At 57.0% G+C, this 24,194-nt stretch carries 21 protein-coding genes; 15 read left to right on the forward strand and 6 right to left on the reverse strand.

Annotated elements, in window-relative coordinates:
- Positions 1 to 13: 13 nt before the first annotated feature.
- The 6 genes from yjjG (at position 14) to IM282_RS05280 (ending at position 5,536) form a co-directional block, all read left to right on the forward strand.
- Positions 14 to 691 carry a pyrimidine 5'-nucleotidase gene (gene yjjG / locus IM282_RS05255; RefSeq protein WP_192970209.1) on the forward strand — a complete coding sequence of 226 codons (678 nt, stop codon included), beginning with the start codon at positions 14 to 16 and terminating at the stop codon, positions 689 to 691.
- A 92-nt stretch (positions 692 to 783) separates the two neighbouring features.
- Positions 784 to 2,373: a peptide chain release factor 3 gene (gene prfC, locus IM282_RS05260; protein WP_022646981.1), complete on the forward strand. Its 1,590-nt coding sequence runs from the start codon at positions 784 to 786 to the stop codon at positions 2,371 to 2,373.
- A 304-nt stretch (positions 2,374 to 2,677) separates the two neighbouring features.
- Entirely contained in the window at positions 2,678 to 3,295 is a 618-nt protein-coding gene (osmY, locus tag IM282_RS05265; RefSeq protein ID WP_022646982.1) for a molecular chaperone OsmY, read from the forward strand.
- Positions 3,296 to 3,420: 125 nt separating this feature from the next.
- Complete coding sequence (locus tag IM282_RS05270) at positions 3,421 to 3,582, forward strand: DUF1328 domain-containing protein (protein WP_003856556.1); 162 nt, start codon at positions 3,421 to 3,423, stop codon at positions 3,580 to 3,582.
- Between the two features lie 122 nt (positions 3,583 to 3,704).
- A complete protein-coding gene (locus IM282_RS05275) occupies positions 3,705 to 4,757 on the forward strand; it encodes a patatin family protein (protein ID WP_023299272.1) in 1,053 nt (350 codons plus the stop codon).
- Positions 4,754 to 5,536 carry a TatD family hydrolase gene (locus IM282_RS05280; RefSeq protein WP_192970210.1) on the forward strand — a complete coding sequence of 261 codons (783 nt, stop codon included), beginning with the start codon at positions 4,754 to 4,756 and terminating at the stop codon, positions 5,534 to 5,536. Before IM282_RS05275 ends, IM282_RS05280 begins: the two co-directional genes overlap by 4 nt.
- On the opposite strand, the gene IM282_RS05285 is transcribed toward IM282_RS05280, so the two are convergent.
- Together IM282_RS05285 and IM282_RS05290 are read right to left on the reverse strand one after the other, a co-directional pair.
- A complete protein-coding gene (locus tag IM282_RS05285; RefSeq protein ID WP_023299274.1) occupies positions 5,531 to 6,391 on the reverse strand; it encodes a YjjW family glycine radical enzyme activase in 861 nt (286 codons plus the stop codon). The genes IM282_RS05280 and IM282_RS05285 overlap by 6 nt on opposite strands.
- Positions 6,366 to 7,901: a YjjI family glycine radical enzyme gene (locus tag IM282_RS05290; RefSeq protein WP_192970211.1), complete on the reverse strand. Its 1,536-nt coding sequence runs from the start codon at positions 7,899 to 7,901 to the stop codon at positions 6,366 to 6,368. Before IM282_RS05290 ends, IM282_RS05285 begins: the two co-directional genes overlap by 26 nt.
- A 263-nt stretch (positions 7,902 to 8,164) precedes the next feature.
- On the opposite strand from IM282_RS05290, the gene deoC reads away from it, so the two are divergent.
- The 4 genes from deoC (at position 8,165) to deoD (ending at position 12,489) form a co-directional block, all read left to right on the forward strand.
- Positions 8,165 to 8,944, forward strand: a complete 780-nt coding sequence (gene deoC / locus IM282_RS05295) for a deoxyribose-phosphate aldolase (RefSeq protein WP_003856543.1) — start codon at positions 8,165 to 8,167, stop codon at positions 8,942 to 8,944.
- A gap of 100 nt (positions 8,945 to 9,044) precedes the next feature.
- Positions 9,045 to 10,367 carry a thymidine phosphorylase gene (deoA, locus tag IM282_RS05300; protein WP_058645783.1) on the forward strand — a complete coding sequence of 441 codons (1,323 nt, stop codon included), beginning with the start codon at positions 9,045 to 9,047 and terminating at the stop codon, positions 10,365 to 10,367.
- 53 nt (positions 10,368 to 10,420) lie between these two features.
- Positions 10,421 to 11,644 carry a phosphopentomutase gene (gene deoB / locus IM282_RS05305; RefSeq protein ID WP_022646989.1) on the forward strand — a complete coding sequence of 408 codons (1,224 nt, stop codon included), beginning with the start codon at positions 10,421 to 10,423 and terminating at the stop codon, positions 11,642 to 11,644.
- 125 nt (positions 11,645 to 11,769) lie between these two features.
- Positions 11,770 to 12,489 carry a purine-nucleoside phosphorylase gene (gene deoD / locus IM282_RS05310; protein ID WP_003856538.1) on the forward strand — a complete coding sequence of 240 codons (720 nt, stop codon included), beginning with the start codon at positions 11,770 to 11,772 and terminating at the stop codon, positions 12,487 to 12,489.
- Between the two features lie 85 nt (positions 12,490 to 12,574).
- On the opposite strand, the gene lplA is transcribed toward deoD, so the two are convergent.
- A complete protein-coding gene (gene lplA, locus IM282_RS05315; protein ID WP_022646990.1) occupies positions 12,575 to 13,591 on the reverse strand; it encodes a lipoate--protein ligase LplA in 1,017 nt (338 codons plus the stop codon).
- Between the two features lie 39 nt (positions 13,592 to 13,630).
- Entirely contained in the window at positions 13,631 to 14,275 is a 645-nt protein-coding gene (locus tag IM282_RS05320) for a YtjB family periplasmic protein (protein ID WP_015572615.1), read from the reverse strand.
- 117 nt (positions 14,276 to 14,392) lie between these two features.
- On the opposite strand from IM282_RS05320, the gene serB reads away from it, so the two are divergent.
- The 3 genes from serB to nadR all read left to right on the forward strand — a co-directional run bounded on the left by serB (position 14,393) and on the right by nadR (position 18,090).
- Entirely contained in the window at positions 14,393 to 15,361 is a 969-nt protein-coding gene (gene serB, locus IM282_RS05325; RefSeq protein ID WP_003856524.1) for a phosphoserine phosphatase, read from the forward strand.
- Positions 15,362 to 15,436: 75 nt separating this feature from the next.
- Entirely contained in the window at positions 15,437 to 16,822 is a 1,386-nt protein-coding gene (radA, locus tag IM282_RS05330; RefSeq protein WP_003856523.1) for a DNA repair protein RadA, read from the forward strand.
- Positions 16,823 to 16,857: 35 nt separating this feature from the next.
- A complete protein-coding gene (nadR, locus tag IM282_RS05335) occupies positions 16,858 to 18,090 on the forward strand; it encodes a multifunctional transcriptional regulator/nicotinamide-nucleotide adenylyltransferase/ribosylnicotinamide kinase NadR (RefSeq protein WP_003856522.1) in 1,233 nt (410 codons plus the stop codon).
- A gap of 110 nt (positions 18,091 to 18,200) precedes the next feature.
- Here the strand turns inward: nadR and IM282_RS05340 are convergent, their stop codons facing one another.
- Positions 18,201 to 19,202 (reverse strand): zinc-binding alcohol dehydrogenase family protein, encoded by a 1,002-nt coding sequence (locus IM282_RS05340; protein ID WP_045308048.1) that lies wholly within the window; start codon positions 19,200 to 19,202, stop codon positions 18,201 to 18,203.
- Between the two features lie 107 nt (positions 19,203 to 19,309).
- Here IM282_RS05340 and IM282_RS05345 point away from each other — a divergent pair, with 107 nt between their 5' ends.
- A complete protein-coding gene (locus IM282_RS05345; RefSeq protein WP_022646992.1) occupies positions 19,310 to 20,209 on the forward strand; it encodes a LysR family transcriptional regulator in 900 nt (299 codons plus the stop codon).
- Between the two features lie 126 nt (positions 20,210 to 20,335).
- Here IM282_RS05345 and ettA read toward each other — a convergent pair whose 3' ends face one another.
- Positions 20,336 to 22,003: an energy-dependent translational throttle protein EttA gene (gene ettA / locus IM282_RS05350; RefSeq protein ID WP_014882470.1), complete on the reverse strand. Its 1,668-nt coding sequence runs from the start codon at positions 22,001 to 22,003 to the stop codon at positions 20,336 to 20,338.
- Positions 22,004 to 22,229: 226 nt separating this feature from the next.
- Between ettA and sltY the strand changes: the two genes are divergently transcribed.
- Positions 22,230 to 24,167, forward strand: a complete 1,938-nt coding sequence (gene sltY / locus IM282_RS05355) for a murein transglycosylase (protein WP_022646993.1) — start codon at positions 22,230 to 22,232, stop codon at positions 24,165 to 24,167.
- Positions 24,168 to 24,194 lie beyond the last annotated feature (27 nt).

Below are 24,194 nucleotides of genomic sequence, written 5' to 3' on the forward strand. Positions count from 1 at the left end.
TAAGGTTGTAACGATGAAATGGGACTGGATTTTCTTTGATGCCGACGAAACGCTGTTTACGTTTGACTCGTTCGGCGGCCTACAGCGGATGTTTCTCGACTATAGCGTGACGTTCACCGCGGAAGATTTTCAGGACTATCAGGCGGTGAACAAGCCGCTGTGGGTGGATTACCAGAACGGTGCCATCACCGCGTTACAGCTTCAGCATCAGCGTTTTGACGTCTGGGCTGAACGGTTAAACATCAGTCCTGGGGTGCTGAACGAGGCCTTCCTGAATGCAATGGCAGATATCTGCGCGCCGTTGCCCGGTGCCGTTTCTCTGCTGGATTCGCAGAAAGGGAAGGTGAAGCTTGGGATCATCACCAACGGCTTTACCGCGCTTCAGCAGATCCGCCTTGAACGCACTGGCTTGCGCGATCATTTCGACGCGCTGGTGATCTCCGAAGAGGTAGGCGTGCCGAAGCCGGATCCGCGTATTTTCGATTATGCGCTGGCACAAGCGGGCAATCCTGACCGCGATCGCGTGCTGATGGTGGGGGATACGGCAGAATCTGATATTCTGGGGGGTATGAGATCGGGCCTGTCGACCGTCTGGCTGAATGCGCATGGCCGCACGTTGCCTGAAGGCATCGAACCGACCTGGACCGTAACGTCATTGAACGAACTGGAGCAGCTCCTGTGTAAACAATGATTGCCTGCCCCCTGTTGATGGGTAAAATAGCCGCATTTTTCGTATTCCATGATGCGCGGCCTGCTGCCGCGCTTACCTAAGAAGAATTGATTATGACGTTGTCTCCTTATCTGCAAGAGGTGGCCAAACGCCGCACTTTTGCCATTATCTCGCACCCGGATGCCGGTAAAACGACCATCACCGAGAAGGTGCTGCTGTTCGGACAGGCGATCCAGACCGCGGGTACCGTTAAAGGCCGTGGCTCCAGCCAGCATGCTAAATCCGACTGGATGGAGATGGAAAAGCAGCGTGGTATTTCGATTACCACCTCCGTGATGCAGTTCCCGTATCATGACTGCCTGGTGAACCTGCTGGACACCCCGGGGCACGAAGACTTCTCCGAAGATACCTACCGTACCCTGACGGCGGTGGACTGCTGCCTGATGGTGATCGACGCGGCGAAAGGTGTTGAAGATCGTACCCGCAAGCTGATGGAAGTCACTCGTCTGCGCGATACGCCGATCCTCACCTTTATGAACAAACTCGACCGTGACATCCGTGATCCGATGGAGCTGATGGATGAAGTGGAAAACGAGCTGAAAATCGCCTGCGCGCCAATCACCTGGCCGATTGGCTGCGGCAAGCTGTTCAAAGGGGTTTACCACCTCTATAAAGACGAAACCTACCTGTATCAGACCGGTAAGGGCCACACTATTCAGGAAGTCCGCATCGTGAAAGGGCTGGACAACCCGGAGCTGGACGCCGCTGTCGGTGAAGAGCTGGCCGCGCAACTGCGCGATGAGCTTGAGCTGGTCAAAGGCGCCTCTCACGAGTTCGACAGAGAGCTGTTCCTGAGCGGTGACATTACCCCGGTCTTCTTCGGTACTGCACTCGGCAACTTCGGCGTTGACCATATGCTCGACGGTCTGGTTGAGTGGGCCCCGCAGCCGATGCCGCGTAAAACCGACACCCGCGAAGTAGAAGCGAAGGAAGAGAAGTTCTCCGGCTTCGTCTTTAAAATTCAGGCCAACATGGACCCGAAACACCGTGACCGCGTCGCCTTTATGCGCGTGGTTTCCGGTAAGTACGAAAAGGGCATGAAGCTGCGTCAGGTGCGTATTGGTAAAGACGTAGTGATTTCCGACGCGCTGACCTTCATGGCGGGCGACCGTTCGCACGTGGAAGAAGCCTATCCGGGTGACATCATTGGTTTACACAACCACGGTACCATTCAGATCGGCGATACCTTCACGCAGGGCGAAATGATGAAGTTCACCGGTATCCCGAACTTCGCGCCGGAACTGTTCCGCCGCATTCGCCTGCGCGATCCGCTTAAGCAGAAGCAGCTGCTGAAAGGCCTGGTCCAGCTTTCGGAAGAGGGGGCTGTACAGGTGTTCCGCCCTATCGCCAACAACGATCTGATCGTGGGCGCGGTGGGTGTGCTCCAGTTTGACGTGGTAGTTGCCCGTCTTAAGAGCGAGTACAACGTGGAAGCGATTTACGAATCGGTGAACGTGGCGACCGCGCGCTGGGTTGAATGTTCAGACGTGAAGAAATTCGAAGAGTTTAAGCGTAAGAACGAAGTTCAGCTGGCGCTGGACGGTGGCGATAATCTGACCTATATCGCCCCGACTATGGTTAACCTGAACCTGACGCAGGAACGTTATCCCGACGTTCAGTTCCGCAAAACGCGCGAGCATTAATTCCCTCACAGAGCACGGCAGCCGCCGTGCTCTTCTTTAATTCCAGTGTTATTAAACCCTTGCGGAATGTTCTTAATTCAACGTAATTTTTCGCTATTCGTTCGTTTTTTCCCCAATTCTGAATGCACCCCTCTGATTGTGATCTATATTTAACTCAGTGTTTAGCACCGGGCGTGGATGAATTAACTGTTCAATGCATGTCCACTGGTTCTCCATTTCGCCCGTGTGTTAATTCGCAATATATAAAACCAAGATTTAGGGAAGTATGTCGCCCAAATAACGGGCAAAACACAGGAATAAATCGATGAATATGACAAGACTGAAGATTTCTAAAACTCTGCTGGCTGTAACGTTGGGTAGTGTCCTGGTAAGCGGTTCTGCTCTGGCGGAATCCAGCACCATGGATAAAGCGCAAAATACCGCTAATACCGCAGGGGAAAAAATCGATAGCTCTATGAATAAAGTCGGTAATTTCATGGATGACAGCTCTATCACAGCAAAAGTGAAAGCCGCACTGGTGGATCATGAATCCATTAAGAGCACCGATATTTCTGTTAAAACCGACAACAAGGTTGTCACTCTGAGCGGTTTCGTTGAAAGCCAGACTCAGGCTGAAGAGGCCGTTAAAGTAGCGAAAGGCGTTGAGGGCGTAAGCTCTGTAAGCGACAAACTGCACGTACGTGACAGCAAAGAATCGTCGGTGAAGGGCTATGCCGGAGATGCAGCAACTACCAGCGAAATCAAAGCTAAACTGTTAGCTGACGACATCGTGCCATCCCGTATGGTGAAAGTTGAAACCACTGATGGTGTGGTCCAGCTGTCCGGTACGGTTGAGAACCAGGCACAAAGCGATCGTGCCGAGTCAATTGCGAAAGCTATTGATGGTGTGAAAAGCGTCAAAAACGATCTGAAAACGAAGTAAAGCAGTACCACTCGCCCGTCTGGCTGAAAACCGCGGGCGAAATAAAAACGACTCTGGAAAAGCCGGTGAGTGACCTGAGCGCTCACGTTTAGCGGCCGACATTAACTATGGTAAAGGAGAGGCTTATGTTTCGTTGGGGCATTATATTTCTGGTTATCGCGTTAATTGCCGCCGCATTGGGCTTTGGTGGACTGGCGGGTACCGCGGCATGGGCAGCGAAAATTGTTTTCGTCGTCGGTATTATTCTGTTCCTGGTCAGCCTGTTTACGGGTCGACGTCGCCCGTAGCAAACGCAATAGTTATTAAACAAACTCAAGCCAGTCCTCGTGACTGGCTTTTTCTCGTTTGAGAACCATCGGGAATGTGCGTTACTGTGTCTCATCAAAATAATGAAAACAGGAAGGCAGAGGTGGGGCAACGAATTCCCGTGACGCTCGGCAATATTGCGCCGCTGACGTTAAAACCGTTTCATGCAGGCCAGCTTGCTCTGGTCTGTGAAGGGGGCGGGCAGCGCGGTATTTTTACCGCCGGCGTGCTCGACGAATTTATGCGCGCGCAATTCAACCCGTTCGATCTCTACTTCGGTACCTCTGCCGGGGCGCAGAACCTCTCCGCCTATGTCTGCAACCAGCCCGGCTATGCGCGCAAAGTGATTATGCGCTACACCACCTCCAAAGAATTCTTCAATCCGGTACGCTTCGTGCGCGGCGGGAACCTGATCGATCTCGACTGGTTACTGGATGCCACCTCCAGCCAGATGCCGCTGGCCATGGATACCGCGTCACGACTGTTCGATACCGGCAAAGCGTTCTGGATGTGCGCCAGCCGTGGCGATGACTATTCGCCGGGTTACTTTTCGCCGCAGAAAGAGAACTGGCTGGATATCATTCGCGCTTCCAGCGCGATCCCGGGTTTCTACCGTACCGGCGCGCTGCTGGAGGGGATAAACTATCTTGACGGCGGTATCAGCGACGCGGTGCCGGTACAGGAGGCCGCGCGGCGCGGGGCGAAAACCATTGTGGTGATCCGCACGGTGCCTTCGCAGATGTATTACACCCCACAGTGGTTTAAGCGGATGGAACGCTGGCTGGGCGACAGCAGCCTGCAACCGCTGGTGAATATCGCGAAGCAGCATGAAACCACCTACGGCGCGATGCAGCGTTTTATTGAAAAACCACCGGGCAAGCTGCGCATCTTTGAAATTTACCCGCCGAAGCCGCTGCTGAGCATGGCGCTGGGCAGTCGGCTGCCTGCGTTGCGTATGGATTACAAAACGGGGCGGCTATGCGGGCGTTACTTCCTGGCGACCGTCGGGAAAATGCTGGCCGAGCAACCGCCTCTTCATCGGCATAAAAGCATCATATTGCCACCCGCTAGTGTGGCCAATGACGCGGTGGCGATGCCGCTGGTGGACGCGCCGCAGGCCAACGACGGCATACTCGATAACGAGGACCTGGCGTGACGCACTCTTTTATCGATACCCATTGCCACTTTGATTTCCCGGCGTTTAGCGGGGAGGAAACATCAAGTATTGCGCGTGCGGCTGAGGCCGGTGTGAGAGCCATTATTGTGCCCGCTATTGAAGCGGCGAGATTCGAGAAAGTCCTGGCGCTTGCCCAGGGTCACGATGCGCTGTATGCCGCGCTGGGTCTGCATCCGATCGTGATTGAGCACCATCTTGATGACCATCTCGACAGGCTGGATGCCACGCTGCAAAACGCGGATACGAAGCTGGTTGCCATCGGTGAGATCGGCCTCGATCTCTATCGTGAAGATCCGCAGTTTGAACGCCAGCAGACGATCCTGGATGCGCAGCTCCGGCTGGCAAAGCGCCACGATCTGCCGGTGATCCTCCACTCCAGGCGCACCCATGACAAACTGGCGATGCACCTGAAGCGCATCGACGTGCCGCGCAGGGGCGTGGTCCATGGTTTCGCTGGAAGCCTTCAGCAGGCGCAGCGTTTTATCGAGCTGGGCTATAAAATTGGTGTCGGTGGCACTATCACCTATCCGCGTGCCAGCAAAACCCGGGATGTGATGGCGCAGCTCCCCCTGTCTTCGCTCCTGCTGGAAACGGATGCCCCTGACATGCCGCTGAATGGTTTTCAGGGCCAGCCCAACCGCCCGGAGCAGGCGGCGCGCGTTTTTGATGTGCTGTGCGAGCTGCGTCAGGAGCCTGAAGATGTGATTGCCAGCGCGCTGCTGGAAAATACCCGCGCGGTCTTCGGCATCACGCTATAGATAAAGGGCCGGGCGGATCACCGTGATCTGCTGCCTTTCCAGGGCCTGCGCCAGCGGCTCGATGTCCTCCGGCGCGGCGCTCCGCCATCGCGCCGCCTCCCCGTAAACCCCATGGGCATGAAACGCGTTGATCCGCACCGGAACGTTCCCCAACGCGTGGATAAAAGCGGTCAGCGATGACAGATGTTGCAGATAATCACACCGATCGGGGATCACCAGCAGGCGCAGCTCCGTCAGGCGATGACGATCGGCCAGCCAGCGGATGCTCTGCTTGATCAGCGTGTTTTCGCGCCCGGTCAGAAAACGGTGATGTTCATTGCCCCAGGCTTTCAGATCCACCATCGCGCCGTCAAACACCGGTAACAGCTTTTGCCAGCCGGTTTCGCTTAACAGGCCGTTGCTGTCCACCAGGCACGTCAGATGGCGCAGGGACGGATCGGCTTTGATCGCGGTGAACAGCGCAACCACAAACGGCAGCTGCGTGGTGGCCTCACCCCCGCTGACGGTCACGCCCTCAATAAACGGCGCGGACGTGCGGATCCGTGAGAGGATCTCCTCGACGCTGTATCGCTGCGCCATCGGCGTCGCCTGCTGCTGACACAGGTGCAGGCAGGTATCGCACTGCTGACAGTGACTCTCCTGCCACCAGACGCGCCCGGCCTGAATCGTCAGCGCATCATGAGGACAGTGGGGAACACAGTCGCCGCAGTCGTTGCAGCGCCCGATGGTCCACGGGTTGTGGCAGGTTTTGCAGCGCAGGTTACAGCCCTGGAGGAACAGCGCCAGGCGGCTGCCCGGCCCGTCCACGCAGGAGAAGGGAATAACCTGACTAACTAAAGCGCATCTGCTGTTCATGGCTTATCACGCGTGGCTGACGTTCCAGAATACGGGTATTGCGCGCGGCCTCCTCGCCGAGCCAGGTGGTGTTGGTGCGCGAGCCGGCCTCCCGATATTTCTCCAGATCGGAGAGCCGCACCATATACCCGGTAACGCGCACCAGGTCGTTTCCGGCCACATTCGCGGTGAACTCACGCATACCGGCGTTGAACGCCCCCAGGCACAGCTGCACCACCGCCTGAGGATTGCGTTTAACCGTCTCATCCAGGGTGAGAATATCGCTGATCCCCGAATGATAATGTTTATGGTGCGGGGCTACGGCCAGCAGGTGGCTGATGGGATCTGGCTCGTCACCGTACGGCAGACGCGCCCCCGGCGTGGTGCCTGAATCAGAACTGATCCCTGACTGCGCGTGCAGCATCGCGCGGTGCTGCCAGCCGTGTTTCACCGGCGTGTTTTCAACGAACGCCGCCAGCTGTTCACTGATGCGGTAACCCAGCGCATTGGCCTGCTCGTTTTTACCGTACCGTCCCGTAATGCCTGCTTTCTCGCACAGCACGTTTACCGCTTCGGCCAGACCGTACATGCCAAACATCGGTACAAAACGATCGGCATCAATCAGCCCCTCTTTCACCAGGAAGCTATTCTCAAAGAAGCCGGATTGTTCATATAAAAAATCGCAGCGCGCATTGATGATCGCGATTTGTTGCTGGCAGTAGTGGGGAAGGGTACGGGTGAAAAAGTCTTCCGGTGAGCGGCTGTGCTCCGCAATCGCTTTCAGGTTAAGGCGCACCAGCGTGCTGCCGCCGCCCGCCAGCGGCAGGGAGTTGTAACAGCTCACCACGCCATAACGACCTTTTGTGAAAATTTTATCATTCACCGGGCCATTGGAAATATGCGGCTTACTGCACTCACAAATGTTTTTCGCCACGCTCAGCAGCAGATCGTCAGGGGTGACGTCCGGGTCGTAAATAAAGGTCAGGTTCGGCGCGACCTGCTTCAGATCTGCGTCCGCTCGCAAAATAGCACGCGTGACGGGCGTATCCGCCGGGCCGATATTGGCATGCATAAAGGCATCGGGCAGGGTTCTGTCCAGGTAACGCCAGAAACGTTTTATTCGGCTATCGATTTCATCCTGTGTTAGAATTTTAACATATGGGTTGAGTATCTCATCGAGCTGACCCAGATAGACTGGCATCGATGTGACGGACGGAACATGGTGATAAAGGATAGTGAGCAGTGAGAGGGCATCATCCAGATCTTTCGCCCCTTCCAGCTCCAGCCATTCTGAGCCGTTAGCCAGAAATTTAGCGTAGTCCGGCAGCACGTACCGCGGTTTGTAAGGCGCATGACCTTCGAACATGTCGCAGATGTATCCCTCGTCCAGCGCGGCGCGGGCCGCCTCTGGCAGAGCGGGATAGAACAGATTGTTCTCCGCTTCCAGCGCCAGAAAATGACGTTTTTGTTCCGGGGTTAACACCGGGCTGGTCACAATGTGCTGGCATCGTTGTTGCAGGGCGTCGGGCATGTTCAACTTCCTTGAGGGTTCTGCGGATGGTGAACGAATTGTAAGAAGCCAGCCTGCCGGGGCTTTTGATCCGACAGGGGGTATCGCTGCTTTTGTCGGCGGTTGACGCATGAAAGTTTGAAGAAGATCTCATTACAGTAATGCAAATTTGCACACAGTTTTCATTAACTGTGATGAATGTCGAAGTGTGGATGCGGGTGAATGTTAGAATACTCACAGACCCGCAAGGTAAAATTTATACGGCACTGCCGTTGGAGAATGTTATGACCGATTTAACTGCAAGCAGCCTGCGCGCGTTGAAACTGATGGACCTGACCACCCTGAATGATGACGACACCAATGAAAAAGTCATCGCCCTGTGCCATCAGGCAAAAACGCCAGTGGGTAATACCGCCGCCGTCTGTATCTACCCGCGCTTTATCCCGATTGCCCGCAAAACGCTGAAAGAACAGGGCACGCCGGACGTGCGCATTGCGACCGTGACTAACTTCCCGCACGGTAATGACGACATCGAGATCGCGCTGGCGGAAACCCGCGCGGCGATTGCGTACGGCGCAGACGAAGTTGACGTGGTTTTCCCGTACCGCGCGCTGATCGCCGGCAACGAGCAGGTCGGTTTTGACCTGGTGAAAGCCTGTAAAGACGCGTGTGCGGCGGCAAACGTGCTGCTTAAAGTGATCATTGAAACCGGCGAGCTGAAAGAAGAGGCGCTGATTCGTAAGGCGTCTGAAATCTCCATCAAAGCGGGCGCGGATTTCATTAAAACCTCTACCGGTAAAGTGCCGGTCAACGCGACTCCGGAAAGCGCACGCATCATGATGGAAGTTATCCGTGATATGGGCGTGTCCAAAACCGTTGGCTTCAAACCGGCAGGCGGCGTGCGTACCGCAGAAGACGCGCAGCAGTTCCTGGCGATTGCCGACGAGCTGTTCGGCGCCGACTGGGCGGACTCCCGCCACTACCGCTTCGGCGCGTCCAGCCTGCTGGCCAGCCTGCTGAAAGCGCTGGGTCACGGTGACGGTAAGAGCGCAAGCAGCTACTAAGTTTGAATTGCCGGGTGGCGCTACGCTAACCCGGCCTACAGGATCGTAGGGCGGGTCAACATACCCGCCGCCATTCACCCGATTCCGCATGGAGGTTACCGTGTTTCTCGCACAAGAAATTATTCGTAAAAAACGTGATGGTCATGCATTAAGCGACGAAGAGATCCGCTTCTTTATCAACGGCATTCGTGATAACACCATCTCTGAAGGGCAGATTGCGGCTCTGGCGATGACCATTTTCTTCCACGATATGTCGATGCCTGAGCGCGTGTCCCTGACCATGGCGATGCGAGATTCAGGAACCGTTCTGGACTGGAAAAGCCTCCACCTCAACGGCCCTATTGTGGACAAACACTCCACCGGCGGCGTGGGCGACGTGACCTCCCTGATGCTTGGCCCGATGGTGGCAGCCTGCGGCGGTTACATCCCGATGATTTCCGGGCGCGGCCTGGGTCATACCGGCGGTACGCTCGACAAACTGGAAGCCATTCCGGGCTTCGATATCTTTCCGGATGACAACCGCTTCCGCGACATTATTAAAGACGTTGGCGTGGCGATTATCGGCCAGACCAGCTCTCTTGCGCCAGCAGACAAGCGTTTCTACGCGACGCGTGACATTACCGCGACCGTAGACTCCATCCCGTTGATCACCGCCTCTATCCTCGCCAAAAAGCTGGCGGAAGGGCTGGACGCGCTGGTGATGGATGTGAAAGTGGGCAGCGGCGCGTTTATGCCGACCTATGAACTCTCTGAGGCGCTGGCTGAAGCGATCGTTGGCGTTTCCAACGGCGCGGGCGTGCGCACCACCGCACTGCTGACGGACATGAACCAGGTGCTGGCGTCCAGCGCCGGTAACGCCGTTGAAGTCCGCGAGGCCGTGCAGTTCCTCACAGGCGAATACCGTAACCCGCGCCTGTTCGATGTCACCATGGCGCTGTGCGTTGAGATGTTAATCTCCGGCAAGCTGGCCAAAGACGACGCTGACGCGCGCGCGAAGCTTCAGGCGGTGCTGGACAACGGCAAAGCGGCGGAGATCTTTGGTCGGATGGTGGCGGCGCAGAAAGGCCCGACCGACTTCGTGGAAAACTACGCGAAATACCTGCCCACCGCGATGCTCAGCAAAGCGGTCTATGCGGACAGTGAAGGCTTTGTCTCGGCTATGGATACCCGCGCGCTCGGCATGGCGGTCGTGTCTATGGGCGGCGGTCGTCGTCAGGCATCGGACACCATTGATTACAGCGTCGGCTTTACCGATATGGCCCGTCTGGGCGACAGCGTTGACGGCCAACGTCCGCTGGCGGTGATCCACGCGAAAGACGAAGCCAGCTGGCAGGACGCGGCGAAAGCGGTGAAGGCGGCAATAACTCTTGACGATAAAGCACCGGAAACCACACCGACGGTCTATCGTCGTATCACTGAATAGCGGTATACTGATCTGATCGCATTTTTATGAAGCACTAAGTACGGAGAACAATTATGAAACGTGCATTTATTATGGTGCTGGACTCATTCGGCATCGGCGCAACCGAAGATGCAGAACGTTTTGGTGACGTGGGTTCCGATACCCTGGGTCACATCGCGGAAGCCTGTGCAAAAGGCGAAGCGGACAACGGTCGTAAAGGCCCTCTGAACCTGCCAAACCTGACCCGCCTCGGGCTGGTAAAAGCGCATGAAGGTTCTACCGGTAAAATCGCAGCCGGTATGGACGGAAACGCGGAAGTGGTGGGCGCCTACGCGTGGGCGCACGAGCTCTCTTCCGGTAAAGATACGCCGTCCGGTCACTGGGAAATCGCTGGCGTGCCGGTGCTGTTTGACTGGGGTTACTTCTCCGATCACGAGAACAGCTTCCCGCAGGAGCTGCTCGATAAGCTGGTGAAGCGCGCCAACCTGCCGGGCTACCTCGGCAACTGCCACTCTTCCGGTACCGTGATTCTGGATCAGCTCGGCGAAGAGCACATGAAAACCGGCAAACCGATTTTCTATACCTCTGCTGACTCTGTGTTCCAGATCGCCTGCCACGAAGAGACGTTTGGCCTGGATAAACTGTACGAGCTGTGCGAGATCGCCCGTGAAGAGCTGACCGAAGGCGGCTACAACATTGGCCGTGTTATCGCGCGTCCGTTTATCGGCGACAAAGCGGGTAACTTCCAGCGTACCGGCAACCGTCACGATCTGGCCGTGGAGCCACCGGCGCCGACCGTGCTGCAAAAACTCGTCGACGAGAAAGACGGCCAGGTCGTTTCCGTAGGTAAAATCGCGGACATCTACGCTAACTGCGGCATCACCAAAAAGGTCAAAGCGACCGGTCTGGATGCGCTGTTCGACGCCACCATCAAAGAGATGAAAGAAGCGGGCGACAAGACCATTGTCTTCACCAACTTCGTGGACTTCGACTCCTCCTGGGGTCACCGTCGCGACGTTGCCGGTTATGCCGCGGGTCTGGAGCTGTTTGACCGCCGTCTGCCAGAGCTGATGGAGCTGGTGGGGGAAGATGACATTCTGATCCTGACCGCTGACCATGGCTGTGACCCGACCTGGACCGGTACCGACCACACCCGTGAGCACATTCCGGTGCTGGTGTACGGCCCCAAAGTCAAACCGGGCTCGCTGGGTCACCGTGAAACCTTCGCGGACATCGGCCAGACGATTGCGAAATACTTTGGTACGTCTGACATGGAATATGGCAAGGCTATGTTCTAAACGGATTGGGTGAGGCCTGATGCCCTCACCCCGACCCTCTCCCACAGGGAGAGGGAGAACAGAATGTAGGCCGGGTAAGGCGCAGCCGCCACCCGGCAAAAACAACAATGTAAAAGGAACTGAAGATGGCAACTCCTCACATTAATGCAGAAATGGGTGATTTCGCTGACGTCGTATTGATGCCGGGCGACCCGCTGCGCGCGAAACACATTGCAGAAACCTTCCTCGAAGACGTGCGTGAAGTGAACAACGTGCGTGGCATGCTGGGCTTCACCGGTACCTATAAAGGCCGCAAAATCTCCGTGATGGGTCACGGCATGGGTATCCCATCCTGCTCCATCTACACCAAAGAGCTGATCACCGATTTCGGCGTGAAGAAAATCATCCGTGTCGGCTCCTGCGGCGCGGTGCGCATGGACGTTAAGCTGCGTGACGTGGTGATCGGCATGGGCGCGTGCACCGACTCTAAAGTCAACCGCATTCGCTTTAAAGATCATGACTTTGCGGCCATCGCTGATTTTGACATGGTGCGTAACGCGGTTGACGCAGCAAAAGCGCTGGGCGTTGACGCGCGCGTGGGCAACCTGTTCTCTGCCGATCTGTTCTACTCGCCAGAAGGCGATATGTTCGACGTGATGGAAAAATACGGCATTCTGGGCGTAGAAATGGAAGCGGCCGGTATTTACGGCGTGGCGGCTGAATTCGGTGCGAAAGCGCTGACCATCTGCACCGTGTCTGACCATATCCGTACTCACGAGCAGACCACCGCTGCCGAGCGTCAGACCACCTTCAACGACATGATCAAAATCGCGCTGGAATCCGTTCTGCTGGGCGATAAAGAGTAAGAGCTGTTGTGCCGGGTGGCGGCCTCGCCTGACCCGGCCTACGGTTTTGTAGGCCCGCTAAGCGCAGCGCCAGCGGGCTTTTTTACTAGCGCACGGCCTGAGCAATCCACGCCGATACATCCCGCAGCTCTTTTTCCTGCTCAGGAAAATCCCCAATTAATGCATCACATTCCTGCTGCAGCATATCCGCCCGATACAGACAGCCCTGTAAACGTGCGGCCAGCGCCTCCAGCGGTGCAGGATTGAGACTATCCGTAAAGACCTGCGTGCGGGTAATATGGCCCTTCTCCACGTCAAAGTGCAGCTCAACGCCGCCCCATGTAAATCGCTCATCCAGCAGGTGTGAAAACGCCGGTGCCTGACCGAAGTTCCACTCCCAGCTGCTCTGGCGCGCAAAGGTTTCCGCGAAGTTGGGCAGGTCCGGGGTTTTATCCGGAGAAATCACCTCGGCTTCTACGCGTTCACCGTAATGCTTGAAAAAGGCTTCACGGATCGCGTCGCAAATCTGCTCATGAGTAATCCCCGGCAGCAGATCCACCAGATTCGCCACGCGACCGCGCACGGAGGTAATGCCTTTCGCCTGGAGCTTTTTCTTGTCCGGGTTCAGATAGTTTGCCAGACGGCTCAGATCGGCATTCAGCAATAATGTGCCGTGGTGGAATCCGCGATCCATCGTTTCGCGGTAGGCTGAGCCTGACACTTTCCGGTCGCCTTCAGGTGTTTTCACCACCAGATCGTTACGACCCGAGGCTTCAGCCGTCACGCCGAGCGAATTGAGCGCGTTGAGCACAATGGAGGTCGAGATGGTTTTGTCGTATTCCGGCTTGCCCGCCATAAAGGTAAAGCAGGTGTTGCCGAGATCGTGGAACACCGCACCACCGCCGCTGCTGCGGCGCGCCAGGCGGACGTTGTCCTCTTCCATACGGCGGGTGTTACACTCTTTCCACGGATTTTGCGCGCGGCCAATAACGACCGTATCAGCGTTGCGCCAGAGAAACAGGACGCGCTGGGTGGCGGGCATCTGGCGGAAGATGCACTCTTCCACCGCGAGATTAAACCAGGGATCGTAAGAGTCAGAGATAAGCAGGCGTAACGTCGACATGGCAGAGTTCCTTTTCCGAATCATCCGCCTACTTTATCACTATTCTTTCTTCTCGCTCTCTTCCTCTTCGGGAACCGATTTGCTGGCGGTTAACAGGAACGGCGACTGCTGCCAGCGGGTGCGCTTGCCTTGCAGCAGCGTGCGCGCCAGTACCACGCCAATCGCCAGCGAGAGCAGCAGCATCAGGCGCAAAATATTGGTGGTGTTATCCACCTGTTTGGCTTCGGTTGGCAGGGTGTGGGTGTCGAGTGTCAGACGTAAATAGCCGAGTGGGCCATTCTTGCCCTGAATGGGTTCAACGATTTGTTGATTGAAATAACCGCCAGCTTTTTTGCCGTCCAGCGCCAGCCTGTCGCGCACGTCGACATGCTCACCCGCGCGGGCAATCAGGTCGCCCTGTTCATCGTACACGCCCGCATCCAGAATGCGGCTGTTTTCCGTAAGCTGGCGCAATACCTGGGCTATCCGCTTGTCATCCGGCGTTTCGGTGCGCATAGACGGTGCAACGTTGAGCGTCACCTGGCGCGCCAGCGTACGGGCCAGTTCTTCAAACTGCGGGTTACGCTGTCGTTGGTGATTCTGGCTAAACCAGGATGCCCCCTGCATAAGCGCCACTAATAGTGCGAGACAGATCAGGACAATCACGGCGCGATGAAGCCGGAATTTCAGTTTTGCGCGAGCCATATTCCACCTGCTTAAAATTTACGGCTTAATGTTGCCAGAAGTGATGGTTACAGGGTAGCCTCATGCGTTATTTTCCCTCTGGAACCTTCCGGCGCGAACGAAATTACAGGAGCTTCAATGCCGAACATTACCTGGTGCGACCTGCCAACGGATGTCTCTTTATGGCCAGGATTGCCGCTCTCTTTAAGTGGCGATGAGGTGATGCCTCTCGATTACCACGCTGGCCGTAGCGGCTGGCTGCTGTACGGACGCGGCCTGGATAAGCAACGCCTCACCCAGTATCAAACTAAACTGGGCGCAGCGATGGTCATCGTTGCGGCCTGGTGCGTGGAAGATTATCAGGTTATTCGCCTGGCGGGTTCCCTGACGCAGCGCGCCACGCGTCTGGCGCACGACGCCGGGCTGGACGTAGCCCCGCTCGGCAAGATCCCGCATCTGAAAACGCCGGGCCTGCTGGTGATGGACATGGACTCCACCGCCATTCAGATCGAGTGTATTGACGAGATTGCTAAACTGGCGGGCAGCGGCGAGCTGGTGGCGGAAGTCACCGAGCGCGCGATGCGCGGCGAGCTGGATTTCACCGCCAGCCTGAGACAGCGCGTGGCGACCCTGAAGGGGGCCGATGCTAACATTTTGCGTCAGGTGCGCGATGAACTGCCCCTGATGCCAGGGCTGACGCAGCTGGTGCTCAAGCTGGAGACGCTCGGCTGGAAAGTGGCGATTGCCTCCGGTGGGTTCACCTTCTTTGCCGATTACCTGCGTGACAAGCTGCGTCTGACCACCGTGGTGGCAAACGAGCTGGAGATCATGGACGGCAAACTCACCGGACAAGTGATTGGCGACATCGTGGATGCGCAGTACAAAGCCAATACGCTGACGCGTCTGGCGGAGAAATACGCCATTCCGGTCGAACAGACCGTCGCCATCGGCGATGGCGCGAACGATCTGCCGATGATCAAAGTTGCCGGACTGGGTATTGCCTACCACGCCAAGCCGAAAGTGAATGAAAAGACGGAAGTCACTATCCGTCATGCTGACCTGATGGGCGTGTTCTGCATTCTCTCCGGCAGCATTAATCAAAAATAGCGGCCTGCTTTTGTAGGCCGGGTAAGCGTCAGCGCTATCCGGCGCGCAGACCGCACAGAAATAACGAGGTAAACCGTGGCGAAAGCTCCAAAACGCGCATTTGTCTGTAATGAATGTGGTGCGGATTATCCGCGCTGGCAGGGGCAATGCAGCGCCTGTCATGCCTGGAACACCATCACCGAAGTGCGTGGTGTGGCGGCTTCGCCGAGCGTGGCCCGCAATGAACGCCTGAGCGGCTATGCGGGCAATGCAGGCGTGTCGAAGGTACAAAAACTTTCGGATATCAGCCTTGAGGCGCTGCCGCGCTTCTCAACCGGATTCAAAGAATTTGACCGCGTGCTCGGCGGTGGCGTAGTGCCGGGCAGCGCTATTCTGATCGGCGGTAACCCGGGCGCGGGTAAATCGACCCTGCTGCTGCAAACGCTCTGCAAGCTCGCCGAACAGATGAAAACCCTGTACGTTACGGGCGAAGAGTCACTCCAGCAGGTGGCGATGCGCGCGCACCGCCTCGGTCTGCCGACCGGCAATCTGAATATGCTCTCGGAAACCAGCATCGAGCAGATCTGCATGATCGCCGAAGAAGAGCAGCCGAAGCTCATGGTGATCGACTCCATCCAGGTGATGCACATGGCGGACATTCAGTCGTCACCGGGGAGCGTGGCGCAGGTGCGTGAAACGGCTGCGTACTTAACGCGCTTTGCCAAAACGCGCGGCGTAGCGATAGTGATGGTGGGCCACGTCACCAAAGACGGCTCGCTGGCCGGCCCGAAAGTGCTTGAGCACTGTATCGACTGCTCGGTGATGCTCGACGGCGATGCGGATTCCCGTTTTCGTACCCTGCGCAGCCATAAAAACCGCTTCGGCGCGGTGAATGAACTGGGCGTGTTTGCCATGACCGAGCAGGGGCTGCGCGAAGTCAGCAACCCGTCGGCCATCTTCCTGAGCCGTGGCGACGAAATTACGTCCGGTAGTTCGGTGATGGTGCTGTGGGAGGGGACGCGTCCGCTGCTGGTTGAAATTCAGGCGCTGGTGGATCACTCGATGATGGGTAATCCGCGGCGCGTGGCGGTCGGTCTGGAACAGAACCGCCTGGCGATCCTGCTGGCGGTGTTGCACCGTCACGGCGGCCTGCAAATGGCGGATCAGGACGTGTTCGTCAACGTGGTTGGTGGGGTGAAGGTTACGGAAACCAGCGCGGATCTGGCGCTGTTGCTGGCGATGGTCTCCAGCCTGCGTGACAGACCGTTGCCGCAGGATCTGGTGGTATTTGGCGAAGTAGGGCTGGCGGGCGAAATTCGCCCGGTGCCGAGCGGTCAGGAGCGTATCTCCGAAGCGGCAAAACATGGCTTCCGCCGCGCAATTGTTCCGGCCGCCAACGTGCCGAAAAAAATTCCGGAAGGGATGCAGGTTTTTGGCGTTAAAAAACTCGCAGATGCGTTAAATGTCTTTGACGACTTATAATTACGTATTCGATTTTGCAGGAGGCACCGTAATTTATGTCATCATTTGACTACATCAAGACCGCTATCCGCCAGAAGGGTTGCACGTTACAGCAGGTAGCGGACGCCAGCGGCATGACCAAGGGCTACCTGAGCCAACTGCTGAACGCCAAAATCAAAAGCCCTAGCGCGCAGAAGCTGGAAGCACTGCACCGTTTTCTGGGGCTTGAATTTCCGCGGATGCAAAAGAACATTGGCGTGGTGTTCGGTAAGTTCTACCCGCTGCATACCGGCCACATCTATCTGATCCAGCGCGCCTGTAGTCAGGTCGACGAGCTGCATATCATCATGGGTTATGATGAAACCCGCGATCGCCAGCTGTTTGAAGACAGCGCCATGTCGCAGCAGCCCACCGTGCCGGACCGCCTGCGCTGGCTACTTCAGACATTTAAGTATCAGAAAAATATTCGTATTCATGCCTTTAACGAAGAGGGCATGGAGCCGTACCCGCACGGCTGGGACGTGTGGAGCAACGGCATCAAAGCGTTTATGGAAGAGAAGGGCATTGCGCCTAACTGGATCTACACCTCTGAAGAGTCCGACGCGCCGCAGTTCCGCGAGCATCTGGGCATCGAAACCGTGCTGATCGATCCTAAACGCACCTTTATGAACATCAGCGGGGCGCAGATCCGCGAGAACCCGTTCCGCTACTGGGACTACATTCCGACCGAGGTGAAGCCATTCTTCGTGCGTACGGTGGCGATCCTCGGCGGCGAGTCGAGCGGGAAATCGACGCTGGTGAATAAGCTGGCGAATATCTTCAATACCACCAGTGCGTGGGAGTATGGCCGCGATTACGTCTTCTCACACCTCGGTGGTGACGAGATGGCATTACAGTATTCCGACTACGATAAAATCGCGCTCGGTCATGCCCAGTACATTGATTTCGCAGTGAAATACGCCAATAAAGTTGCCTTTATTGATACCGATTTCGTCACCACGCAGGCGTTCTGCAAAAAGTACGAGGGGCGCGAGCACCCGTTTGTGCAGGCGCTGATTGATGAATACCGCTTTGATCTGGTGATCCTGCTGGAAAACAACACCCCATGGGTTGCCGACGGCATGCGCAGCCTGGGCAGCTCGGTGGACAGGCGGGAGTTCCAGACCATGCTGGTGGAGATGCTTAACGAGAACAACGTTGAGTTTGTGCATGTGGAAGAGTCGGATTACGACACCCGTTTCCTGCGCTGCGTCGAGCTGGTGAAAGAGATGATGGGTGAGCAGGGGTAAAAGATTTACCCCTCACCCTGCCCTCTCCCCAAAGGGGAGAGGGGATCGCACGGAGCTGTCTTTACCCTCTCCCCCGTGGGGAGAGGGCAGGGTGAGGGGGAACAAACCACTCAATACTCAACCACCACTTTCCCACGCATATGCCCCTCCAGCACCATGCGGTGCGCTTCGGTAATGCTTTCCACGCTCAGCCCGTGCAGCGTTTCGCTGAGCGAGCTTTCCACCACGCCGTTATCCACCAGCTTCGCCACCTCATTTAAAATCTCGCCCTGGCGCGCCATATCCGCGGTCTGGTACATGCTGCGGGTGTACATAAATTCCCAGTGCAGGGCGGCAGATTTGGACTTCAGCTTGTCCTGGTTTAGCGGATGCGCATTTTCAACGATGGAACAAATGTGTCCCTGAGGGGCAATCAGATCGCTGACCGCATCCCAGTGCCCGTCGGTGTCGTTGAGGATAAAAATGTAATCCACAAAGGTGAGCCCCTGTTTCGCCAGTTCACCCTTCAGGTCGCGGTAATCTACGACAACGTCAGCCCCGCGATCGCGACACCATCGGGCGGAATCTTCTCGTGAGGCGGTTGCGACGATCTTCACCTTGCTGTTGTGCTTCGCAAACGGGATCGCCAGCGATCCGACTCCACCCGCGCCGCCAATTATCAGCAGCGTTTTATCTGCGTCGGCATCCTGAATCTTCAGCCGTTCAAACAGGCCTTCCCACGCGGTGAGCGCCGTCAGCGGCAGTGCTGCCGCAGAGGCCCAGCCAAGGTTTGCAGGCTTGTGCCCGACAATGCGCGCATCGATAAGCTGGTGCGTGGTATTGCTGCCCGGTCGGGTGATATCCCCCGCGTACCATACTTCGTCACCCGGTTTAAATCCGGTGACGCCAGCCCCGACGGCTTTGACGATCCCGCTGGCATCCCACCCGAGAATGCGCGGCTCCTTCAGTCCGCTTTTGGCAATGCCTGCATGTACTTTGGTATCCACCGGGTTTACGGAGACGGCTTTCACCTCCACCAGCAGATCGTACTCGCCGGGCTGCGGCATCGGCGGGGTAATTTCAACGAAGGTGGAGGGATTTTCTGGGTTAACGGCAATGGCTTTAACAGACATGATGTTCTCCTCAATGAATGCGTTGTGTTGAGGCTAGTCTATTAAGTGGTCAGTTGCATGATAAGATGGACAATCAAGAACTCAGCGTTCGTACAGGGTGAACAATCATGTTTAAACAGCTACAGGATATGGCGCTGTTTGCGCTGGTGGCTGAGATGGGCAGCTTTACTGCGGCGGCGCAGAAGGCTGAACTGCCGAAATCCAGCGTCAGCCAGCGCATTAGCCAGCTGGAGCAGCAGGTGGGGATCCGCCTGCTTAACCGCACGACGCGCAGAATAAGCCTGACGTTTGCGGGCGAGCACTATCTGGTGCACTGCCGCGAGATGCTGGCGGCCAGCGAGCGCGCGGAGTATGCCATTCAGCGGCTGCGAGAAAACCCCAGCGGACGGCTGAGGATCACCTGTCCGGCAGGGATTGGCGCGACGCTGCTGGCGCATATGAATGCCGAGTTCCAGCTTCGCTACCCTGACGTGTCGCTGGATGTATCAATTTCAGACGATGTGGTAGATCTGGTCGAGTCGGGTTTTGACGTGGCGCTGCGCACCGGCAAACCGCAGGATTCTTCCCTGATTGGTCGCATGATTGGGCACTGTCCGCGCTACATGCTGGCCTCGCCTGACTATCTGGCACGTCGGGCGCCGTTAATCCATCCCCGACAGCTGGTGGATCACCGCTGCATTACGCACCGGGCATGGTCGGAGTGGCTTCTGCGAAGCGAGAGTGAGGATTACCGCTACCTGCCGGATAACGCCCACATGACGGATAACCTGGTGTACGCCCGAGAATGCGCCATTGCCGGGGCGGGGATCACGCTGTTACCCGCATTCCTGCTGGAAGATAAAATCGAAAAGGGCGCGCTGGTAAAGGTGCTACCGGAGTGGCGCGTTGAGGGGAACGATCTCTGGCTGGCCTATCCGAGCCGTAAGCTCAATTCGCCTGCGCTGATGAGCTATATCGACTTTGCGATGCAGTTTGATGAGGTGAAGCGGTATTACGTGGGCAAATAAAAAAGCCGGGTGGCGGCTTCGCCTTACCCGGCCTACACACTGTGCGGCCTGATGCCCTCACTCTGGCCCCCTCACGGGGAGAGGGAACAAACATAAAAAACGGCAACCGAAGTTGCCGTTTTGCTTTTATTTCGCAATACGCTTGTACTTAATACGCTTCGGCTCCAGCGCGTCTGCGCCCAGCGTGCGTTTCTTGTACTCTTCGTATTCGGTGAAGTTACCTTCGAAGAACTCCACTTTACCTTCGTCCTGGTAGTCCAGAATGTGGGTTGCGATACGGTCAAGGAACCAGCGGTCGTGCGAGATAACCATGGCGCAGCCCGGGAATTCCAGCAGGGCGTTTTCCAGCGCGCGCAGGGTTTCGATGTCCAGGTCGTTGGTAGGTTCATCGAGCAGCAGAACGTTGCCGCCAACCTGAAGCAGCTTCGCCAGGTGCAGACGACCACGCTCACCGCCAGACAGCTCGCCCACGCGTTTGCCCTGGTCGGTGCCCTTGAAGTTAAAGCGGCCAACATAGGCGCGGCTTGGCATCTCGGTGTTGCCGATACGCATGATATCCAGACCGCCGGAGACTTCTTCCCACACGGTTTTGCTGTTGTCCATCGCGTCACGGAACTGGTCAACGGAGGCCAGCTTCACGGTCTCACCCAGGGTGATAGAGCCGCTGTCAGGCTGTTCCTGACCGGACATCATGCGGAACAGGGTGGATTTACCCGCGCCGTTCGGACCGATGATGCCGACGATAGCGCCTTTCGGTACGGAGAAGGTCAGATCGTCGATCAGCAGGCGGTCGCCGTATGACTTACGCAGGTTGGTCACTTCAACCACTTTATCCCCCAGACGTGCTCCAGGCGGGATAAACAGTTCGTTGGTTTCGTTACGCTTCTGGTATTCGGTGTTGTTCAGCTCTTCGAAGCGTGCCAGACGGGCTTTGCCCTTGGACTGACGGCCTTTCGCGCCCTGACGAACCCACTCCAGCTCTTTCTCGATAGACTTACGACGCGCCGCTTCCTGAGACGCTTCCTGCGCCAGACGCTGATCTTTCTGTTCCAGCCAGGAGGAGTAGTTACCTTCCCACGGAATACCTTCGCCGCGGTCCAGCTCCAGGATCCAGCCCGCCACGTTGTCGAGGAAGTAGCGGTCGTGGGTAATTGCCACCACGGTGCCTTCGAAGTCGTGCAGGAAGCGTTCCAGCCACGCCACGGATTCCGCATCCAGGTGGTTGGTCGGTTCGTCGAGCAGCAGCATGTCTGGTTTTTCCAGCAGCAGGCGGCACAGCGCCACGCGGCGGCGTTCACCACCGGAGAGATTCGCGATTTTCGCATCCCAGTCCGGCAGACGCAGGGCATCTGCCGCGCGCTCCAGCTGCACGTTCAGGTTGTGACCGTCGTGCGCCTGGATAATCTCTTCAAATTTGCCTTGCTGAGCGGCCAGTTTGTCGAAGTCCGCATCCGGCTCGGCGTATTTGGCATACACTTCATCCAGACCTTTCAGGGCGTTAACCACTTCGGATACCGCTTCTTCAACGGATTCACGCACGGTGTGTTCCGGGTTCAGCTGAGGTTCCTGCGGCAGGTAGCCGATCTTGATGCCAGGCTGCGGACGGGCTTCACCTTCGATGTCTGTATCGATGCCGGCCATGATGCGCAGCAGGGTGGACTTACCGGCACCGTTGAGACCCAGAACACCGATTTTTGCGCCCGGGAAAAAGCTCAGCGAGATATTTTTAAGAATATGACGTTTCGGCGGGACAACTTTGCCGACACGATGCATGGTATAAACGAATTGAGCCACGTTGGACTTCGCCTCTTTTATCGTGATGAGAATGAATTTCAGCCTCGAAGTGTAGCCTTTTTCACGCCCTAATCCCAGCCAGGAACGTCGGGAGTGTTAAAACGCGCAAGAAAGGTAAAAAAGTGTCCATGACGTGGCGCGTTGTGGGATGCCTGGTTAGCATAAGTTGAGGTAACTTTAACGTGGCAAGACGCTGCAACTGACGAAAAACAATGAGGAAGAGCTTGTGGAAAAAGCCAAACGGGTGGTCTGGCGTCTGCTGGCTGCCAGCGTATGCGTAATGGCGGTAAGCCAGGCGGTGCATGCCGATTCACTGGATGAACAACGTAACCGCTATGCCCAGATTAAGCAGGCATGGGACAACAAGCAGATGGATACCGTGCAGGCGCTGATGCCGACGCTGAAGGATTATCCGCTGTATCCGTATCTGGAGTATCGTCAGATCACTGATGATCTCATGAATCAACCGACCGTCACCGTAAATAACTTCATTCAGGCGAACCCGACACTGCCGCCTGCGCGCACCCTGAAGTCACGGTTTGTGAACGAGCTGGCCCGTCGCGAAGACTGGCGCGGCCTGCTGGCTTTCAGCCCGGATAAACCGGGCGCGACGGAAGCGCAGTGTAATTACTATTATGCGAAATGGGCGACCGGTCAGCAGGAGGAAGCCTGGACCGGCGCGAAAGAGCTGTGGTTGACGGGCAAAAGCCAGCCAAACGCCTGTGACCCGCTGTTCAGCGCCTGGCGCGCCTCGGGCAAGCAGGATCCGCTCTCTTACCTGGAACGTATTCGCCTGGCGATGAAGGCCGGTAACACCCGGCTGGTCACCGTGCTGGCGGGCCAGATGCCCGCGGATTATCAGACCATTGCCTCTGCCGTTATCAGTCTGGCAAACGATCCCAATACCGTGCTGACGTTTGCGCGTACCACCGGCGCGACCGATTTTACCCGCCAGATGGCGGCGGTGGCCTTTGCCAGCGTGGCGCGTGAGGATGTGGAAAACGCCCGGCTGATGATCCCGCAGCTGGTGCAGGCCCAGCAGCTTAATGACGATCAAACCCAGGAACTGCGCGATATTGTGGCATGGCGACTGATGGGAACAGATGTCACCGACGAACAGGCGCGCTGGCGTGACGACGCGGTAATGCGTTCAAACTCTGTCTCGCTGGTGGAGCGTCGCGTGCGCATGGCGCTGGGAACGGGCGATCGTCGTGGCCTCAATACCTGGCTGGCGCGCCTGCCGATGGATGCTAAAGAGAAAGATGAATGGCGTTACTGGCAGGCGGACCTGCTGCTGGAGCGTGGTCGTGAAGACGAAGCCAAAGCGATCCTCCACTCCCTGATGCAGCAGCGCGGCTTCTACCCGATGGCGGCGGCGCAACGTCTGGGTGAGGAGTACACCCTGAAGATCGACAAAGCGCCAGCCAACGCGAACCCGGCGCTGACGCAGGGTCCGGAAATGGCGCGCGTGCGCGAGCTGATGTACTGGAATCTGGATAATACCGCGCGCAGCGAATGGGCCAACCTGGTCACCAGCCGTACCACCGACGAGAAGGCGCAGCTCGCCCGCTATGCGTTTGATAATCGCTGGTGGGATCTGAGCGTGCAGGCGACGATCGCCGGCAAGCTGTGGGATCATCTCGAAGAGCGTTTCCCGCTGGCTTATAAGGATCTGTTCGATCGCTACACCAGCGGCAAAGATATTCCGCAAAGCTACGCGATGGCCATTGCCCGTCAGGAAAGCGCCTGGAACCCGAAAGTGCGTTCGCCGGTGGGGGCCAGCGGCCTGATGCAAATTATGCCGGGCACCGCGACGCACACGGTGAAGATGTTTAATATCCCAGGCTACAGCAGCCCGTCCCAGCTGCTGGATCCGGAGACCAACATCAACATCGGTACCAGCTACTTGCAGTACGTCTATCAGCAGTTCGGTAATAACCGCATCTTCGCGTCAGCCGCGTACAACGCCGGGCCAGGCCGCGTGCGGACATGGCTTGGCAACAGCGCAGGGCGACTCGACGCCGTGGCGTTCGTCGAGAGCATTCCGTTCTCGGAAACGCGCGGATATGTGAAGAACGTGCTGGCGTATGACGCCTACTATCGGCACTTCATGGGGGAGAAAGATGCCCTGATGAGCGATGCCGAGTGGCAGAGACGTTACTGATCGGCGCGGGTTGTGTTATGCTGTACT

It is taken from the genome of Enterobacter cloacae complex sp. P29RS (assembly GCF_014893445.1).
Lineage (GTDB): Bacteria > Pseudomonadota > Gammaproteobacteria > Enterobacterales > Enterobacteriaceae > Enterobacter > Enterobacter intestinihominis.

Bases quoted from the DNA above. Each gene is read 5' to 3' on its own strand.
- yjjG (WP_192970209.1), top strand. From the start codon at position 14: ATGAAATGGGACTGGATTTTCTTTGATGCCGACGAAACGCTGTTTACG.
- prfC (WP_022646981.1), top strand. From the start codon at position 784: ATGACGTTGTCTCCTTATCTGCAAGAGGTGGCCAAACGCCGCACTTTT.
- osmY (WP_022646982.1), top strand. From the start codon at position 2,678: ATGAATATGACAAGACTGAAGATTTCTAAAACTCTGCTGGCTGTAACG.
- IM282_RS05270 (WP_003856556.1), top strand. From the start codon at position 3,421: ATGTTTCGTTGGGGCATTATATTTCTGGTTATCGCGTTAATTGCCGCC.
- IM282_RS05285 (WP_023299274.1), bottom strand. From the start codon at position 6,391: ATGAACAGCAGATGCGCTTTAGTTAGTCAGGTTATTCCCTTCTCCTGC.
- IM282_RS05290 (WP_192970211.1), bottom strand. From the start codon at position 7,901: ATGCCCGACGCCCTGCAACAACGATGCCAGCACATTGTGACCAGCCCG.
- deoC (WP_003856543.1), top strand. From the start codon at position 8,165: ATGACCGATTTAACTGCAAGCAGCCTGCGCGCGTTGAAACTGATGGAC.
- deoB (WP_022646989.1), top strand. From the start codon at position 10,421: ATGAAACGTGCATTTATTATGGTGCTGGACTCATTCGGCATCGGCGCA.
- deoD (WP_003856538.1), top strand. From the start codon at position 11,770: ATGGCAACTCCTCACATTAATGCAGAAATGGGTGATTTCGCTGACGTC.
- lplA (WP_022646990.1), bottom strand. From the start codon at position 13,591: ATGTCGACGTTACGCCTGCTTATCTCTGACTCTTACGATCCCTGGTTT.
- IM282_RS05320 (WP_015572615.1), bottom strand. From the start codon at position 14,275: ATGGCTCGCGCAAAACTGAAATTCCGGCTTCATCGCGCCGTGATTGTC.
- serB (WP_003856524.1), top strand. From the start codon at position 14,393: ATGCCGAACATTACCTGGTGCGACCTGCCAACGGATGTCTCTTTATGG.
- nadR (WP_003856522.1), top strand. From the start codon at position 16,858: ATGTCATCATTTGACTACATCAAGACCGCTATCCGCCAGAAGGGTTGC.
- IM282_RS05340 (WP_045308048.1), bottom strand. From the start codon at position 19,202: ATGTCTGTTAAAGCCATTGCCGTTAACCCAGAAAATCCCTCCACCTTC.
- IM282_RS05345 (WP_022646992.1), top strand. From the start codon at position 19,310: ATGTTTAAACAGCTACAGGATATGGCGCTGTTTGCGCTGGTGGCTGAG.